This window comes from Pseudomonas sp. BIGb0176 (assembly GCF_024810175.1).
Taxonomy (GTDB): domain Bacteria; phylum Pseudomonadota; class Gammaproteobacteria; order Pseudomonadales; family Pseudomonadaceae; genus Aquipseudomonas; species Aquipseudomonas protegens.
Genome location: NZ_JANUEC010000004.1, coordinates 748,235 through 764,623, shown reverse-complemented (window position 1 = coordinate 764,623; position 16,389 = coordinate 748,235). Strand labels below are relative to the sequence as shown.

Below are 16,389 nucleotides of genomic sequence, written 5' to 3'. Positions count from 1 at the left end.
CGAAAGCCCTCGCGCAACAATCCCCGCTTAAAGCTGCTCCAAGCAGCCCGCCAGATCATTCCCCAACTTCTCCAGCACCTGCTCATAGCCTTGAGCGGTTGCCGGCGTGTAACCGCCCAACGCATCCAGCTCCGCCAGTTTCACCGGCAGGCCGGCCACCAGGGTTTCCGCCAGGCGTGGGCGCAGGGGCGGCTCGCTGAATACACAGGTCTTGCCCACCTGCTGCAAGCGCGCGCGCATGGCGGCGACGTGCTGGGCCCCCGGCTGGACTTCCGCTGCCACGCTGAACACCCCGGCGTGCTTGAGGCCGTAGGCGTCCTCGAAGTAGTCGAAAGCTTCGTGGAACACGAAGTAAGACTTGCCGGCGATCCCCGCCAGGCGGGCTTTCAAGCGGGCATCCAGGGCATCCAGACGCTCGCTGAACGCCTTCAGGTTGCTCTGGTAGCGGGCGGCATTGGCCGGGTCGGCGGCGCTCAGGTCCGCGGCCATGCGGGTGGCGATCACCCGGGCATTGACCGGCGACAGCCAGAGGTGCGCGTCCAGGGTGCCGGGGCGATGATCATGGTCATGTTCGTCGGCATCTTCAGCGTGGGAGTGGCTATCTTCGGCAAAGTGCCGGAGTTTCATGCCCGGCAGGTCCTGTACCGCCACCGAGGGCAGGCTACGGCCCTTCAGCACCCGCGGCAGGAAGCCTTCCATGTCCGGGCCGATCCAGTACAGCAGGTCCACACTCTGCACCTTGCGCACGTCCGAAGGGCGCAGCGCGTAGTTGTGCGGGGAAGCTCCGGGCGGCAGCAGCACCTCGGGAACCGCCACGCCATCCTGCACGGCGGCGGCAATCAGTTGCAGCGGCTTGATGCTGGTCAGCACCCGCACTTCGGCCTGGGCCGAGCCGATCGCGAACAGGCTGAAGGTAAAAGCGACAAAAAGGCGAAAAAGTCTGGGCACGATGGACACTCGAGGAGGCGAGAACGGGTAACATAATAACGTCTCTCACAAACCTCGTCGCCGCTCATGCCTAAAACACCCCTTGCCAGCCGTCCACACGACCACTCTCACTGCGTACACAGCGCACTGTCTGAGGCCGACGCCCTGTGCGCACGGCAAGGCCTGCGCCTGACCGCCCTGCGCCGGCGGGTGCTGGAGCTGGTGTGGCAAAGCCATAAGCCCCTGGGGGCCTACGACATCCTGGCCGTGCTCAGCGAGCAGGACGGCCGTCGCGCCGCCCCGCCAACGGTTTACCGGGCGCTGGATTTCCTCCTGGAAAACGGCCTGGTGCACCGCATCGCCTCGCTCAATGCCTTTGTCGGCTGCAACCACCCCGAGCACGCGCACCAGGGCCAGTTCCTGATCTGCCGCGAATGCCACGCCGCCATCGAGCTGGAACAGAAATCCATCAGCGACGCCATCATCAGCAGCGCCCGCGACGTCGGCTTCGTGGTCGAGGGCCAGACCGTCGAAGTGGTCGGGCTCTGCTCGGGCTGCCAGGGGGCTTGATGAGCAATGCGTTGATCCGCCTCGAGCAGGTCGGGGTGACCTTTGCCGGGCAGAACGTGCTGGAGAACATCCAGCTCAGCGTCGAACCCGGCCAGATCGTCACCCTGATCGGCCCCAATGGCGCCGGCAAGACCACGCTGGTGCGCGCCGTGCTCGGCCTGCTCAAGCCCGACACCGGCAGTGTCTGGCGCAAGCCCAAACTGCGGGTGGGCTACATGCCGCAGAAGCTTCATGTCGACCCGACCTTGCCGCTGTCGGTGCTGCGCTTTCTGCGCCTGGTGCCGGGAGTGGACCGTACCCGGGCGCTGGCAGCGCTCAAGGAAGTAGGTGCCGAGCAGGTGATCGACAGCCCGGTGCAGAGCATCTCCGGTGGCGAGATGCAGCGTGTGCTGCTGGCCCGGGCGCTGCTGCGCGAGCCGGAGCTGCTGGTGCTCGATGAACCGGTGCAAGGCGTCGACGTGGCCGGCCAGGCCGAGCTCTACAGCCTGATTACCCGCCTGCGCGACCGTCACGGCTGCGGCGTGCTGATGGTCTCCCACGACCTGCACCTGGTGATGAGCACCACCGATCAGGTGGTCTGCCTCAATCGCCACGTCTGCTGCTCTGGCCACCCCGAGCAGGTCAGCGGCGACCCGGCCTTCGTCGAGCTGTTCGGCAAGAACGCACCGAGCCTGGCGATCTACCACCACCATCACGACCATGCCCACGACCTGCATGGTTCGGTCGTCACCCAGCCCGCTTCGGGCCACGCCCATGTCCATGGAGAAAACTGCAAGCATGGCTGATTTTCTGCTCTACGCCCTGCTCGCAGGCCTGGCCCTGGCGGTGGTTGCCGGCCCCTTGGGGTCCTTTGTGGTCTGGCGTCGCATGGCCTATTTCGGCGACACCTTGTCCCACGCCGCGCTGCTCGGCGTGGCCCTGGGCTTTCTGCTGGATGTCAGCCCGGCGGTAGCGGTCACGGTCGGCTGCCTGCTGCTGGCGGTGCTGCTGGTGACCCTGCAACAGCGCCAACCCCTGGCTTCCGACACGCTGCTGGGGATTCTTGCACCCAGCACCCTGTCTCTGGGCCTGGTGGTACTAAGCTTCATGCATGAAGTGCGAATCGACCTGATGGCCTACCTGTTCGGTGACCTGCTGGCGATCAGCCCGGGCGACCTGGCGTGGATTCTCGGCGGTAGCGCGGCGGTGCTGTTGCTGCTGGTGGCGCTGTGGCGCCCCTTGCTGGCGATCACCGTGCACGAGGAGCTGGCCAGGGTCGAAGGCCTGCCTGTGGCCTCGCTGCGCCTGGCGCTGATGCTGCTGATCGCCGTGGTGATTGCCGTGGCCATGAAGATTGTCGGGGTGTTGCTGATCACTTCGCTGTTGATCATCCCGGCCGCTGCGGCACAGCGTCACGCCCGCTCGCCGGAGCAGATGGCCCTGGGCGCCAGCCTGCTGGGCATGCTCGCGGTGTGCGGCGGGCTGGCGCTGTCCTGGTTCAAGGACACACCGGCCGGGCCGTCGATCGTGGTCACCGCCGCCACACTGTTTCTGCTGAGTTTTGTTCTGCCCCGTCGAGGGGTGTAGACTTGCTCGCTTTTTGCGCAATTAGAGAGTCGCAGGAATGAAGCCGTTCGCCTCCCGTTATCTGCTCCTTGTCGCATTTTCCCTGCTACTGGGAGCCTGCCAAAGCACGCCACCAGCGGCCACCGAGGTCCCTGATGCACGGGCCACGGCCATCGCGCAGCTGGAACAAAACATCGCCAGCAGCGAACTGGCCACCGCGGAAGATCAACTCAGCGCCTTGCAGGCGCAGACGCCCGACGACCCGCAACTGGTGCAGTACCAGCGGCAGTTGGCCGAAGCCTATCTGCAGCGCAGCCAGATCGTCCTGCAGAAGGGCGATGTGAACGCCGCAGCCACGGCCCTGAGCCGTGCCCGGGCACTGATGCCCAAGGCTCCGGCGCTGACCGGTGGGGTCAACAATGCCATTGCCCACGCCCGCAAGGCGGAGCTGGACAAGGCCGAAGCCGCCCTGAAGGCCGCCGAAGCGCGCCCTGCGGCCAAGCTGATCGATCCGACCGCCGAGAGCACCACCGTCGCCTTGAACGTCACTGATATCCGCAAGCTGCGGCACCAACTCGATGCCCTGGCCGCCGATGTAGTGAATTACCAGTGCGACGTGAGCATCCAGGTACCACGCACCGAGGATTACCCCTGGCTATCGACCCTGCTCGGCAAGCGGGTGAAGAAGCTCGACCCGGACTTTGAACAGAAGATCAGTCGGCAAATCGTGCGCCATGTACCGGCGCAGATGGTGCTGACCCCGCGCAAGGCGCAGTAAAGCCTTCGCCGGCAAGCCGGCTCCTACACGGAGCAGGCTTGTCGGAGAAAGTGTGTTCAAGCCGGGATTGCCTTGGCCTTTTCCTCTCGGCTCCAGACCCGATGTTGCGCGATGGCGGCAATGAACGCCTTCAGCGCCTTGGCATCGCCCCCCACGATCAAGCCTTCATCCGCCTCCAGCCGCAGGCTGTGCAACAGCTCCCGGGCATCGCCGTGCAAGGCAATCGCCTTGAGGTGCTTGTACGCCTCCAGCAAGTAATGCAGGGCCACGCCATTGCCGCTCAAGGCCTTGATCGACTGCGCACCTCCGGGCACGAACACCGCATCGAAAGCCACCGATGGCAAGCCCTCCATGGACGCATCCACCGGCAGGCTCTTGCCGTCCGCCGTGGCGACCGGCGCCGAGGTCGGCCCCAGTAGCTTGGCGTGCGCCCCTTCGGCCTTGAGAGCCTTCTTCAGCGCATCGATCACTGCACCATCGACGCCGTTGGCCGCCAGAATCGCCACCTTCCGGGTTTTGATATTGCCCGGCAACAGGTTCGCCTGGCTCAGGGCCGGCGAGCACGAGAGCGAAGTCTTGCGCTCCGCCACCGTGGCTTTCTTCGGCGCCGCCAGCCCGAGGTTCTCGGCCACTCGCGCGGCCAGTTGCAGGTCGATGTTGGCCAGAATCTCGTTGACCTGGCGTTCGCGGATCCATTCACGTTCCACCTTGCCCAGCTCAAAGCTGTAGGCGGCGATGATGTGCTCCTGCTCGTGCTTGCTCATGCTCTTGTAGAAGAGCCGCGCCTGGGAGAAATGGTCGCTGAACGATTCGCTGCGCTGGCGGATCTTGTGCGCATCGATACGCTCGTTGTAACTCTCGAAGCCGCCATCCTCGGCCGCCGGTGGGGTTTCCCGGGGCCAGCCGCCGTCGATGGAATTGGGCTCATAGGAGGCCCGGCCCTTGTCCAGGGTGATGCGGTGCATGGCGTCGCGCTGGCTGTTGTGGAAGGGCGCCAGCGGCCGATTGATCGGCAATTCGTGGAAGTTCGGCCCACCCAGGCGGCTGATCTGGGTATCGGTGTAGGAAAACAGCCGTCCTTGCAACAGCGGGTCGTTGGAGAAGTCGATCCCGGGCACTATGTGCCCCGGGCAGAAGGCGACCTGCTCGGTCTCGGCAAAATAGTTGTCCGGGTTGCGGTTCAGCACCATCTTGCCCAGGGGCGTGATCGGCACCAGCTCCTCGGGAATCAGCTTGGTCGGGTCGAGGATGTCGAAATCAAAGTTGTGCTCGTCTTCCTCGGCGATGATCTGTACACCGAACTCCCACTCCGGGTAATCCCCGGCTTCGATCGATTCCCACAGGTCGCGGCGATGGAAGTCGGTGTCCTTGCCCGCCAGCTTCTGCGCCTCATCCCAGACCAGCGAACAGGTACCCACCGTCGGCCGCCAGTGGAACTTGACGAAGCTCGACCGGCCCTGGGCGTTGATCAGGCGAAAGGTATGCACGCCAAAGCCCTGCATGGCCCGCAGACTTTTCGGAATGGCCCGGTCGGACATGGCCCAGATCACCATGTGCGCCGATTCCGGCTGCAGCGAGACAAAGTCCCAGAAGGTGTCATGGGCCGAGCCGCCGGTGGGTATTTCGTTGTGGGGTTCGGGTTTCACGGCGTGTACGAAATCGGGGAACTTGATCGCGTCCTGAATGAAGAACACCGGCATGTTGTTGCCCACCAAGTCGAAGTTGCCTTCGTCAGTGAAGAACTTCACCGCAAAGCCGCGCACGTCACGCACGGTGTCGCCAGAGCCTCTTGGCCCCTGGACCGTGGAAAAGCGTACGAACACTGGTGTTTTCTTCCCCGGATCACGCAGGAAACCGGCCTTAGTCAATGCCGAATGGTTGTCATAGCTCTGGAAGTAACCATGGGCACCCACCCCTCGGGCATGCACGATGCGCTCGGGAATCCGCTCATGGTCGAAGTGGGTGATCTTCTCCCGCATGATGAAGTCTTCCAGCAGCGAAGGCCCACGAGCACCGGTTTTGAGGGTGTTCTGGTTGTCGGCGATCTTCACCCCCTGGTTGGTCCGCAGGGCCTGCCCGGTGGCGTCGGAGCGGAACGTCTCCAGGCTCTTGAGCTTGCTGTTGCTGTTGCCGCGGTCCAGGGTGTCGGTCCCGGCCATCTGGCTTTTTGGGGTATCGGGCTTCTTCGTGCTCATCAGGCAAAACTCCTCGTTGGCGAAATCCCTGGCGTGCCGGGGCTTCGTGGGCAAAGGCCTCCAGGCACGGCACCTGGCGGCTTTCGAGTGACTTAACTAATGACTGACGAGAAGGTGCGAGCGTTCCTTTTTTATGACCTTTGATCGCGTTATTGCCAAATGGCAGGATGATTGCGAAATAAATGCTAAGAACCTCTATACGGACAGGCTAAAATGCGCGCCCGGCTAACCGCTGATCCTTTTCTAACGCGCCCCACAAGGTTCGCTACGTGATCGAGTTTCAAAACGTCCATAAAACCTACCGGGTCGCCGGTAAGGATATTCCCGCCCTGCACCCGACCAGCCTTCGGGTCGAGAATGGCCAGGTGTTCGGCCTGATCGGCCACTCCGGTGCGGGTAAAAGTACTCTGCTGCGCCTGATCAACCGCCTGGAAAACCCCAGTGGCGGCACCATCGTCGTCGACGACGAAGACGTCACCGCCCTGGACGCCAGTGGCCTGCGCCGCTTCCGCCAGCAGGTCGGCATGATCTTCCAGCACTTCAACCTGCTGTCGTCCAAGACCGTGGCCGACAACGTCGCCCTGCCCCTGACCCTGGCCGGCGAGCTGTCGCGCAGCGACATCGACCGCCGGGTGGCCGAGCTGCTGGACCGGGTCGGCCTGGCCGACCACGCGAAGAAATACCCGGCGCAGCTGTCCGGCGGCCAGAAGCAGCGCGTCGGCATCGCCCGCGCCCTGGCCACCAAGCCGAAGATCCTGCTGTGCGACGAGGCCACCAGCGCCCTGGACCCGCAGACCACCGCCTCGGTCCTGCAACTGCTGGCCGAGATCAACCGCGAGCTGAACCTGACCATCGTCCTGATCACCCACGAGATGGACGTGATCCGTCGCGTCTGTGACCAGGTGGCGGTGATGGACGCCGGCGTGATCGTCGAACAGGGCCCGGTGGCCGACGTGTTCCTGCACCCCAAGCACCCGACCACCCGGCGCTTCGTCCAGGAAGACGAGCAGATCGACGAGAACGAGCAGCGCGACGACTTCGCCCACGTACCGGGGCGCATCGTGCGCCTGACCTTCCAGGGCGATTCCACCTACGCGCCGCTGCTGGGCACCGTGGCCCGGGAGACCGGGGTCGACTACAGCATCCTCGCCGGACGCATCGACCGCATCAAGGACACCCCTTATGGGCAACTGACCCTGGCCATCACCGGCGGTGACATGGAAGCGGCCTTCGCCCGCTTCACCGCGGCGGATGTCCACATGGAGGTGCTGCGCTGATGGATACCTTCTTCGCCAACATCGACTGGCTGGAAATCTGGCTGGCCACCGGCGACACCCTGATGATGCTCGGCGGCTCGCTGCTGTTCACCGTACTGCTGGGCCTGCCACTGGGCGTGCTGCTGTTCCTCTGCAGCCCGCGCCAACTGCTGGAGCAGAAGTCGCTGTATGCGCTGCTGTCGCTGGTGGTCAACATCCTGCGTTCGCTGCCGTTCATCATCCTGCTGATCGTGATGATTCCCTTCACCGTACTGATCACCGGCACATCGCTGGGGGTTGCCGGGGCCATTCCACCGCTGGTGGTCGGCGCCACGCCGTTCTTTGCCCGGCTGGTGGAAACCGCCCTGCGCGAAGTGGATCGCGGCATCATCGAGGCCACCCAGTCCATGGGTGCCAGCACCCGGCAGATCATTACCAATGCCTTGCTCCCGGAAGCCCGCCCGGGCATCTTTGCCGCTATCACCGTGACTGCCATTACCCTGGTGTCCTACACCGCCATGGCCGGCGTGGTGGGGGCCGGTGGCCTGGGCGACCTGGCGATCCGCTTCGGCTACCAGCGCTTCCAGACCGATGTGATGGTGGTGACCGTGGTGTTGCTGCTGGTGCTGGTCCAGGTTCTGCAAACCGTCGGCGACAAGCTGGTGGTGCACTTTTCCCGCAAATAAAATTGCCGGCCCAGGCCGGCAGGCGCCCGGGGTCGGGCGACTTACAAGGAGCTTGTTGGATGAAAAAACTACTCGTCGCTTTCGCAGCCGTTGCCGCGTTCTCCGCGCACGCCGCCGAAACCCTGACCGTGGCCGCCACACCAGTGCCCCACGCCGAGATCCTGGAGTTCGTCAAACCGGCCCTGGCCAAGGAAGGCGTGGACCTGAAGGTCAAGGTCTTCACCGACTACGTGCAGCCCAACGTGCAAGTCGCCGAAAAGCGCCTGGACGCCAACTTCTTCCAGCACCAGCCCTACCTGGATGAGTTCAACAAGGCCAAGGGCACCAAGCTGGTGAACGTTGCCGGTGTTCACGTCGAGCCCCTGGGTGCCTATTCCAGCAAGTACAAGCAGCTCTCCGAACTGCCGGGCGGCGCCACCGTGGTGATCCCCAACGACGCCACCAACGGCGGCCGCGCGCTGTTGCTGCTGGACAAGGCCGGCCTGATCAAGCTCAAGGATTCCAACAACATCCTGGCCACCATCAAGGACATCACCGAGAACCCCAAGGACCTGAAGTTCCGTGAACTGGAAGCCGCCACCATCCCGCGCGTGCTGACCCAGGTCGACCTGGCGCTGATCAACACCAACTATGCCCTGGAAGCCAAGCTGGATCCTTCCAAGGACGCCCTGGTGATCGAAGGCAAGGATTCGCCTTACGTGAACATCCTGGTGGCCCGTCCTGACGACAAGGATTCGGACGCCATGAAGAAGCTGGTCGCGGCCCTGCACAGCCCTGAAGTGAAGCAGTTCATTCTCGAGAAGTACAAAGGCGCCATCGTGCCGGCGTTCTGATCGGTTGCAGAAACACAAACGGGGCGCCTTGGGGCGCCCCGTTTCGTTGTAGCCGCTGCCGAAGGCCGGGATAAGGCGCCCAGCGTCTTCCAAGGGCCTCAGGAGCGCGTCCTCTTCGAGGCCGATCGCAGCCTGCGGCAGCGGCTACAGGGTTCAGCGGTTCAGCGGTTCAGCGGTTCAGCGGTTCAGCGGTTCGAGCATGTAGCGTTATTTGCGCTGCAGCATCACAGGCAGTTGGGCCACCAGCTTCTGGTTGTTCAGCGGAGCACGGATGAAACCGCGCTGGGTGCCGTCCGGGCCGATCACCGCCAGGTTGCCGCTGTGGTCCACGGTGTAGTTGGGCTTGCTGGTATCGGCCGGGATGAAGGGAATGCTCACGGCGTTGGCGAGCTTCTGCAGGTCTTCCACCGAGGAGGCGGTCAGGCCCTTGAAGTCCTTGTCGAAGTAGCCCAGGTACTGCTTGAGCTGCTGCGGGGTATCACGGTTGGGGTCGACGCTGACCAGGACCACCTGCAGCTTGTCCACCGCATCCTTGGGCAGCTCGCTCTTGATCTGCCGCAACTGGGCCAAGGTGGTGGGGCAGATGTCCGGGCAGAAGGTGTAGCCGAAGAACAGCAGCGACCATTTGCCCTTCAGCTCGTCGATCACCACTGGCTGGCCGTCTTGGTCGACCATCTTCACCGCAGGCAGGGTACGGCTTTGCGGCAGCAGGATGATGCCCGCATCGATCAGTGCAGTGGGGTCGCCCTGACCCTTGCCGGACAGTACTTTGTTGACGGTAAGCCCCAGCACCAGGGCAACCAGGGCAACGAGAATAAAGACGGTTTTCTGAGTTCGAGTCATAGGTTCAACAATAGGTAGTGGTCTACGAGCAGGGCGATGAACAGCAGGAACAAGTAATAAATAGAGTACTTGAAGGTGTTGATCGCCGCGTGCGGCCGAGTGCCACGGTACAGCACCCAGGCCCATTGCAGGAAGCGCCCGCCCAGGGCCAGGGCACACACCAGGTACAGCACGCCACTCATGTGGATGACATAGGGCAGCAGGCTCACCGCCAGCAGGGCAAAGGTGTAGAGCAGGATGTGCACCTTGGTGTAGTGCTCGCCATGGGTGACCGGCAGCATCGGGATATCGGCCTTGGCGTACTCCTCTTTGCGGTGGATGGCCAGGGCCCAGAAGTGCGGCGGGGTCCAGGCGAAGATAATCAACACCAGCAGCAGCGGTTCGGCGCTCATGTGCCCGGTGGCGGCGACCCAGCCCAGCAACGGTGGAGCCGCGCCGGCCAGCCCGCCGATCACGATGTTCTGCGGCGTCGCGCGCTTCAGAAACCCGGTGTAGACCACCGCATAGCCCAGCAGCGAGGCCAGGGTCAGCCAGGCCGTGAGTGGGTTGGTGAAGGTCAGCAGCAGCGCCTGCCCGGCTAGCGCCAGGAGCAGGGCAAAGGCCAGCGCCGCTCGTGGCGATACCCGGCCTTCGGCCAGGGGCCGCTTGTGGGTCCGGGCCATCAGCGCGTCGATGCGCCGGTCCACCACATGGTTGACCGCCGCCGCCCCGCCCGCGCACAGGGCAATGCCCAGGTTGCCGAACACCAGCACCGTCCACGGAACTCCGGCGCGGGTGGCGAGGAACATGCCCACCAGCGAGGTGATCAGCATCAGCACCACCACCTTGGGTTTGGTCAGTTCCAGGTAATCGCGCCAGATCGCCTGGGGGTGCTGACGTTCGCCGATCAGAGTCGCCATGGCATCTCTCCTTTGATGGTGATGGGACCCGCCATCTGTTTACGCGGGCTGAGCCGCCAGCCCAGGGGCAGGCGATCCCGGGCCCGTACCAAGCTGGTACGGGCGTGGTAGTTGACCAGCACCAGGGTCAGCAGCAGCGCCGCCCCCCCGGCGTTGTGGGCCACGGCCACCGGCAGTGGCAAATGAAAGAACACGTTGCTCAGGCCCAGGCTGACCTGCGCCCCCAGCGCCACCAGCACCAGCCCGGCCAGGCGGGTCATGCCGGTCTGCCGCAGCTGCCAGGCCAGGCCCAGCAACACCAGGGTCACCAGCACCGCGCCGATCCGGTGGGTCATGTGGATGGCGGTGCGGGCATCGCTGTCCAGTTGCCCGCCCAGGTAGTTGGGGCCGATGTGCTGGGTCAGGTGGAAGCCGTTGGCGAAGTCCATGTTCGGCCACCACTGGCCATGGCAGGTGGGCAGGTCGATACAGGCCACCGCCGCGTAGTTGGAACTGACCCAGCCACCCAGGGCGATCTGCCCGATCACCAGCACCAGCCCGGCGGTGGCCCAGTACTGCAAGCGCCGCGGCACGATCAGCGCCGGCAATACCCCGGACAGGCGCAAGGTCAGCAGGAACAACAGGCTCAGGGTGGCGAAACCGCCCAGCAGGTGCGCGGTGACCACTTGCGGCCAGAGCTTGAGGGTCACTGTCCACATGCCGAAGGCCGCCTGGGCGAACACCACTGCCAGGAGGAACAGCGGCAGCTTCAGGGGCTGCACCGGATGCCGGCGATGGGTCCAGGCCCGGGCCGCCAGGAGCACGATCAGCAGCCCCAGGGTACCGGCGAAGTATCGGTGGATCATCTCGTTCCAGCCCTTGTGGGCCTCCACCGGGGTATCGGGAAAATGCAGCTCGGCATGGGCCAACTGGGCTTCGCTTTTCGGCACGCTGATAAAGCCGTAGCAGCCGGGCCAGTCCGGGCAGCCGAGGCCGGCATGGGTCAGCCGGGTGTAGGCGCCGAGCAGCACCACGATCAGGGCCAGCAAGGTGGCAAACAACGCGAGGCGAAATCCAGGTTTGGCCATGACGATGCCCTTATCCGATGTTCGACAGTTTCAGCAGGTGGCGCAGGTCGTTGAGCAGGTCCTTGCCCTTGACCCGGGCGTCATAGCGCAGCACCAGGTTGCTGTGGGGGTCGACGATCCACAGCTGCGGCGCCTCCTTGTCGTTGGCGCCCTTGGTGAAGGTCGCCAGGTCCAGGGGGTAGCGTTGCAGTTGCGGGTATTCCCGCTGCAGCTTGGCTTCGTATTCGGCGCTCAGGGGCCGGGCGCTGGCCAGGGCATGGCTGGCCCGCGAGGCATCACGGCCCAGGGCGATCTGGATCTGCCGCGCCAGGTACACCAGTTGCTGGCAATCCACTGCGCACTCCCCGGGCGCGGTGACCAGAACCTGCCAGCGATCCTCCTCGGCCTGCACGCCGATCTGGGCGCGGGTCTGGCCATTGCCGATAAGCTCGCCGTGATAGCTGCGGCTTTCCGGTACCCAGAACTGCAGCTTGTACATACCGGTGGCAAGGATCATCGGGCCGATCACCATCAGCAGGATCAGCACCAGTTGCCAGCGGCCGCGCCGCCGGTTGGGCGCCTGGGCGTCAGAGATGTTGGGTGGATTCATGGCCGTTCCCATGGCGTTTCTCCCGAGTGTTGTGCCAGCCGAAATAGAGATAGAGAGCGAACAGCGCCAGGGCCATGGCGAACCACTGCACCGCATAGGCCTGGTGTTTTTCCGGGCCCATGGCGACCACCGGCCATTCGGTCAGGTAGGCCCCTGGGCCCGACTCCAGGCGCACTTCATGGTCGAAACCGCTGCGGCCCAGCTCGGCCCAGAGCGCTTGTGGCGCCACGGCGGTAATCAGCCGCGGCCAGCTTGCGCCGCTGGGGTCGGCGTGCAGCTGGAATGCCGCGCCCGGCGAAACGTAGACCCAGGCATCCAGGCTCAGGCTCTGCTGCGGGGTGCTGAATACGGGAGGCGTGCGCCGGTCGGGCCAGGGCAGCCAGCCGCGGTTGACCAGCAGCCAGCGACCGCTGGCCTGGTCGAGGAAGGGTTGCAGCAGCTCGACCCCGACCTTGCCGTCATGCAGGCGGTTATCCAGCAACAGGCTGTGGTCGGCATCGAAATGACCGTGCAGGCGTACCCGGCGAAAAGCCGGATCCTCGCTGGCCAACAGCTCGAACAGGGCCACCGGCTCCGCCGCACGGCGCTCGGCGTAGCTGGCCAGCAACTGGCGCTTCTGCTCGCCCCGGCCCAGTTGCCAGAAGCCCAGGGCAATCAGCACCGGCAGCAGCAAAAGCACCACCAGGGTCGGCCCGATGCCCGGCCGGAAGCCCTTCATGGCTGGCCTGCAAGGCTGAGAAATCCACTCGCTATACTGCTGTACATCGCGTTTCCCCCGGAGTCCCACCATGCTCAAAGCAGCCATCGTCCTGATGCTGATTGCCACGGTTGTCAGCCTGTTCAGCGGCCTGTTCTTTCTGGTCAAGGACGACAGTTCATCCAAGCGCCTGGTGACCTCACTGAGCATTCGGGTCGCGCTGGCCGTTGTCACCGTCGGCTTGATCGCCTGGGGTTTCTTCAGCGGCCAGCTGGTCTCCCACGCGCCCTGGTAGGGCGCCTCAGAGCACGTAGACGAAAACGAACAGGCCGATCCAGACCACGTCGACGAAGTGCCAGTACCAGCTGGCGGCCTCGAAGCCGAACTGGTGCTCGGCGTCGAAATGCCCGCGCATGATGCGCATCAGCATCACGAACAGGATCAGGGTGCCAATGGTCACGTGGGCACCGTGGAAACCGGTGAGCATGAAGAAGGTGGCGCCGTAGATCCCCGAACCCAGGGTCAGCCCCAGCTCGTGGTAGGCATGGATGTATTCCTCGGCCTGAAAGCCCAGGAAGGCGCAACCCAGCAGCACCGTCAGCGCCAGCCAGATCTTCAGCGCGCCCCGATGGCCTTTCTTCAAGGCGTGGTGGGCGATGGTCACGGTGACGCTGGAACTCACCAGCAGGATGGTGTTGAGCAGCGGCAGGCCCCAGGGGCTGATGGTGCCCTTGGGCGGCGGAAAGAGTTTCGGGTCGGGGTTGTTGAGCAGCGGCCAGACGAACTCGAAGTTCGGCCACAGCATGTGGGCGATGCCCTTGTGCCCCTCACCGCCGAGCCAGGGCCCGGACATGTGCCGCACATAGAACAGCGCACCGAAGAAGGCCATGAAGAACATCACTTCGGAAAAGATGAACCAGCTCATGCCCCAGCGGAACGAGCGATCGAGCTGGGCGCTGTAGAGCCCGGCGCGGCTTTCCTTGACCACCGCACCAAACCAGCCGAACAGCATGTAGGCCAGCAGCAGGCCGCCGACGAAAAAGATCAGCGGGCCGTGGGATTCCGGTCGCGCAGCCTTGAGGTCGTTGAACCAGATACCCAGGCCCACCACGGTGACGAACATGCCCACCGTTGCGATGATCGGCCACTTGCTCTGGGCGGGAACGTAATAGTGCTCATGAGTCGCCATGGGTTGTTCTCCTTATCGGGCACGCTAGATCGTCTAGCCACCGTTCTTGGCGGCAACCGCCACCGGTGGATGACGCGCGGTGATATCGAACAGCGTGTAAGCCAGCGTCAGGTGCTTCACATCCTTGGGCATGTCACGGTCAACGATGAAACGCACCGGCATCTCGATCTTCTCGCCCGGCTGCAGCACCTGCTGGGTAAAGCAGAAGCACTCGGTCTTGTGGAAATACATGGCCGCGCTGCTGGGGGAGATGCTCGGGATCGCCTGGGCGCTCATCGGGTGGTCGCTGGGGTTGCGGGCGATGAAGATCATCTCGTTCACCGCCCCCGGATGGACCACGATGTCATCGGACTTGGGATAGAAATCCCAGACCATGTCGATGGCATTGGTGGACAGGAACTGCACCCGCACCTGGCGCGATACATCCACCTGCTGCCCCTGGTCCGCATACTGCCCACCGGTCTTGCCGTTGATCCCCAGGGCCTTGCACATCACGTCGTAGATCGGCACCAGGGCAAAACCGAAGACGAACATCGCCACCACCACCAGCAACAGGCGGGTCACCAGTTTCTTCAGCGTTACCTCGGCCATCTCAACGTCCTCCCAAGCCTGCAGGAGCCGGCTTGCCGGCGAAGCGGGTACCATACTCTGGCGCCTTCGCGAGCGAGCTCGCTCCTACAGCACAGATGTTCATTTCACTTCCGGCGGGGTGACAAAGGTGTGGTACGGCGCCGGCGAGGGAATACTCCACTCCAGGCCTTCGGCACCTTCCCAGGGTTTGGCCGGAGCCGCTTTGCCGCCGCGGATGCACTTGATGACGATGAACAGGAAGAAGATCTGCGTCGCACCGAAAGTGAAGGCACCGATGGAGGACACCATGTTGAAGTCGGCGAACTGCAGGTTGTAGTCCGGGATCCGCCGCGGCATGCCCGCCAGCCCCACGAAGTGCATGGGGAAGAACGCCATGTTCATGCCGACGAAGGACAGCCAGAAGTGCAGCTTGCCCAGGGTCTCGTCGTACATGTGCCCGGTCCACTTGGGCAGCCAGTAGTAGGCCGAGGCGAAGATCCCGAAGATCGCCCCCGGCACCAGTACGTAGTGGAAGTGCGCCACCACGAAGTAGGTGTCCTGGTACTGGAAGTCCGCCGGGGCAATGGCCAGCATCAGCCCGGAGAAACCGCCGATGGTGAACAGGATGACGAAGGCCACCGCGAACAGCATCGGTGTCTCGAAGGTCAGCGAGCCCTGCCACATGGTACTCACCCAGTTGAACACCTTGACTCCAGTGGGCACGGCGATCAGCAGGGTGGCGTACATGAAGAACAGCTCGCCCACCAGCGGGATGCCCACCACGAACATGTGGTGCGCCCAGACGATGAACGACAGGAAGGCGATCGCCCCGGTGGCATAAACCATCGAGGTGTAGCCGAACAGTGGCTTGCGGCTGAAGGTGGGGATGATCGAGCTGACCGCGCCGAAGGCCGGCAGGATCATGATGTACACCTCGGGGTGGCCGAAGAACCAGAACACGTGCTGGAACAACACCGGGTCACCGCCGCCGGCCGCACTGAAGAAGCTGGTGCCGAAATGGATGTCCATCAGCATCATGGTCACCACCCCGGCCAGTACCGGCATCACTGCAATCAGCAGGAAGGCGGTGATCAGCCAGGTCCAGACGAACAGGGGCATCTTCATCAGGGTCATGCCCGGGGCTCGCAGGTTGAGGATGGTGGCGATCACGTTGATCGCGCCCATGATCGAGCTGACGCCCATCAGGTGGATGGCGAAGATGAAGAAGGTCACGCTTTCCGGGGCATAGGTGGTGGACAGGGGGGCATAGAAGGTCCAGCCGAAGTTCGGCCCGCCGCCGGGCATGAACAGGGTCGAGATCAGCAACAGGAAGGCCGCCGGCAGCAGCCAGAAGCTGAAGTTGTTCATCCGCGGCAGGGCCATGTCCGGCGCGCCGATCATCAACGGGATCATCCAGTTGGCCAGGCCGACGAAGGCCGGCATCACCGCACCGAAGACCATCACCAGGCCATGCATGGTGGTCATCTGGTTGAAGAACGCCGGCTCGACGATCTGCAGCCCGGGCTGGAACAGTTCGGCACGGATCACCATGGCGAACGAGCCGCCCAGCAGGAACATGCAGAAGCTGAACCACAGGTACAGGGTGCCGATGTCCTTGTGGTTGGTGGTCAGTACCCAGCGCATCAGGCCCTTGGCCGGGCCATGGGCGTGGTCATCATGGCCGGCGTGGCCGTGGTCATCGATCACAGCACTCATGTCCTGTCTCCTGCGAGCGAATGGACTGG

General features: G+C 64.0%; 18 protein-coding genes. 8 read left to right on the top strand and 10 right to left on the bottom strand.

From position 1 onward, the window contains the following. Nucleotides 1-27: 27 nt before the first annotated feature. Nucleotides 28-948 (bottom strand): zinc ABC transporter substrate-binding protein, encoded by a 921-nt coding sequence (locus M2395_RS26650; protein ID WP_210671238.1) that lies wholly within the window; start codon nucleotides 946-948, stop codon nucleotides 28-30. Nucleotides 949-1,014: 66 nt separating this feature from the next. Between M2395_RS26650 and zur the strand changes: the two genes are divergently transcribed. Genes zur through M2395_RS26630 form a run of 4 tightly spaced genes read left to right on the top strand, consistent with a single transcriptional unit; the run spans nucleotide 1,015 to nucleotide 3,820 of the window. Beyond that, nucleotides 1,015-1,497 carry a zinc uptake transcriptional repressor Zur gene (zur, locus tag M2395_RS26645; protein WP_011058466.1) on the top strand — a complete coding sequence of 161 codons (483 nt, stop codon included), beginning with the start codon at nucleotides 1,015-1,017 and terminating at the stop codon, nucleotides 1,495-1,497. Beyond that, the gene (znuC, locus tag M2395_RS26640) at nucleotides 1,497-2,282 is read left to right on the top strand and encodes a zinc ABC transporter ATP-binding protein ZnuC (RefSeq protein WP_011058465.1); all 786 of its coding nucleotides are present in this window, start codon (nucleotides 1,497-1,499) and stop codon (nucleotides 2,280-2,282) included. The genes zur and znuC overlap by 1 nt, the downstream gene beginning before the upstream one ends. Beyond that, the gene (gene znuB / locus M2395_RS26635) at nucleotides 2,275-3,063 is read left to right on the top strand and encodes a zinc ABC transporter permease subunit ZnuB (RefSeq protein WP_011058464.1); all 789 of its coding nucleotides are present in this window, start codon (nucleotides 2,275-2,277) and stop codon (nucleotides 3,061-3,063) included. Before znuC ends, znuB begins: the two co-directional genes overlap by 8 nt. A gap of 37 nt (nucleotides 3,064-3,100) precedes the next feature. After that, nucleotides 3,101-3,820: a PA5502 family lipoprotein gene (locus M2395_RS26630; protein ID WP_041114991.1), complete on the top strand. Its 720-nt coding sequence runs from the start codon at nucleotides 3,101-3,103 to the stop codon at nucleotides 3,818-3,820. A gap of 56 nt (nucleotides 3,821-3,876) precedes the next feature. On the opposite strand, the gene katE is transcribed toward M2395_RS26630, so the two are convergent. Continuing rightward, on the bottom strand, nucleotides 3,877-6,069 hold the full coding sequence (gene katE, locus M2395_RS26625; protein WP_227454110.1) for a catalase HPII: 2,193 nt from the start codon (nucleotides 6,067-6,069) through the stop codon (nucleotides 3,877-3,879). A 215-nt stretch (nucleotides 6,070-6,284) separates the two neighbouring features. Here katE and M2395_RS26620 point away from each other — a divergent pair, with 215 nt between their 5' ends. Genes M2395_RS26620 through M2395_RS26610 form a run of 3 tightly spaced genes read left to right on the top strand, consistent with a single transcriptional unit; the run spans nucleotide 6,285 to nucleotide 8,790 of the window. Further along, nucleotides 6,285-7,292 (top strand): methionine ABC transporter ATP-binding protein, encoded by a 1,008-nt coding sequence (locus tag M2395_RS26620; RefSeq protein WP_011058461.1) that lies wholly within the window; start codon nucleotides 6,285-6,287, stop codon nucleotides 7,290-7,292. Next, entirely contained in the window at nucleotides 7,292-7,957 is a 666-nt protein-coding gene (locus M2395_RS26615) for a methionine ABC transporter permease (RefSeq protein ID WP_011058460.1), read from the top strand. Before M2395_RS26620 ends, M2395_RS26615 begins: the two co-directional genes overlap by 1 nt. Before the next feature lie 59 nt (nucleotides 7,958-8,016). Next, nucleotides 8,017-8,790, top strand: a complete 774-nt coding sequence (locus M2395_RS26610; protein ID WP_015633648.1) for a MetQ/NlpA family ABC transporter substrate-binding protein — start codon at nucleotides 8,017-8,019, stop codon at nucleotides 8,788-8,790. Nucleotides 8,791-8,997: 207 nt separating this feature from the next. Here the strand turns inward: M2395_RS26610 and M2395_RS26605 are convergent, their stop codons facing one another. The 5 genes from M2395_RS26605 to M2395_RS26585 are packed head-to-tail and all read right to left on the bottom strand — an operon-like array spanning nucleotide 8,998 to nucleotide 12,906. Beyond that, nucleotides 8,998-9,633: an SCO family protein gene (locus M2395_RS26605; RefSeq protein ID WP_047290209.1), complete on the bottom strand. Its 636-nt coding sequence runs from the start codon at nucleotides 9,631-9,633 to the stop codon at nucleotides 8,998-9,000. Then, a complete protein-coding gene (gene cyoE / locus M2395_RS26600) occupies nucleotides 9,630-10,532 on the bottom strand; it encodes a heme o synthase (RefSeq protein WP_077933154.1) in 903 nt (300 codons plus the stop codon). The genes M2395_RS26605 and cyoE overlap by 4 nt, the downstream gene beginning before the upstream one ends. Further along, nucleotides 10,520-11,599 carry a heme A synthase gene (locus tag M2395_RS26595; RefSeq protein WP_123431162.1) on the bottom strand — a complete coding sequence of 360 codons (1,080 nt, stop codon included), beginning with the start codon at nucleotides 11,597-11,599 and terminating at the stop codon, nucleotides 10,520-10,522. The genes cyoE and M2395_RS26595 overlap by 13 nt, the downstream gene beginning before the upstream one ends. A 10-nt stretch (nucleotides 11,600-11,609) precedes the next feature. Further along, on the bottom strand, nucleotides 11,610-12,200 hold the full coding sequence (locus M2395_RS26590) for a hypothetical protein (RefSeq protein ID WP_015633644.1): 591 nt from the start codon (nucleotides 12,198-12,200) through the stop codon (nucleotides 11,610-11,612). Further along, nucleotides 12,166-12,906, bottom strand: coding sequence for an SURF1 family protein (locus M2395_RS26585; protein WP_123431161.1), 741 nt, complete (start codon nucleotides 12,904-12,906; stop codon nucleotides 12,166-12,168). Before M2395_RS26585 ends, M2395_RS26590 begins: the two co-directional genes overlap by 35 nt. Nucleotides 12,907-12,976: 70 nt before the next feature. Between M2395_RS26585 and M2395_RS26580 the strand changes: the two genes are divergently transcribed. Continuing rightward, on the top strand, nucleotides 12,977-13,180 hold the full coding sequence (locus tag M2395_RS26580; protein WP_011058453.1) for a twin transmembrane helix small protein: 204 nt from the start codon (nucleotides 12,977-12,979) through the stop codon (nucleotides 13,178-13,180). Nucleotides 13,181-13,186: 6 nt separating this feature from the next. Here the strand turns inward: M2395_RS26580 and M2395_RS26575 are convergent, their stop codons facing one another. From M2395_RS26575 to ctaD, 3 genes are all read right to left on the bottom strand, one after another. Next, nucleotides 13,187-14,074: a cytochrome c oxidase subunit 3 gene (locus M2395_RS26575; protein ID WP_015633642.1), complete on the bottom strand. Its 888-nt coding sequence runs from the start codon at nucleotides 14,072-14,074 to the stop codon at nucleotides 13,187-13,189. Nucleotides 14,075-14,107: 33 nt separating this feature from the next. Further along, a complete protein-coding gene (locus tag M2395_RS26570; RefSeq protein WP_011058451.1) occupies nucleotides 14,108-14,665 on the bottom strand; it encodes a cytochrome c oxidase assembly protein in 558 nt (185 codons plus the stop codon). Nucleotides 14,666-14,764: 99 nt separating this feature from the next. Next, on the bottom strand, nucleotides 14,765-16,360 hold the full coding sequence (gene ctaD, locus M2395_RS26565; RefSeq protein WP_011058450.1) for a cytochrome c oxidase subunit I: 1,596 nt from the start codon (nucleotides 16,358-16,360) through the stop codon (nucleotides 14,765-14,767). Nucleotides 16,361-16,389 lie beyond the last annotated feature (29 nt).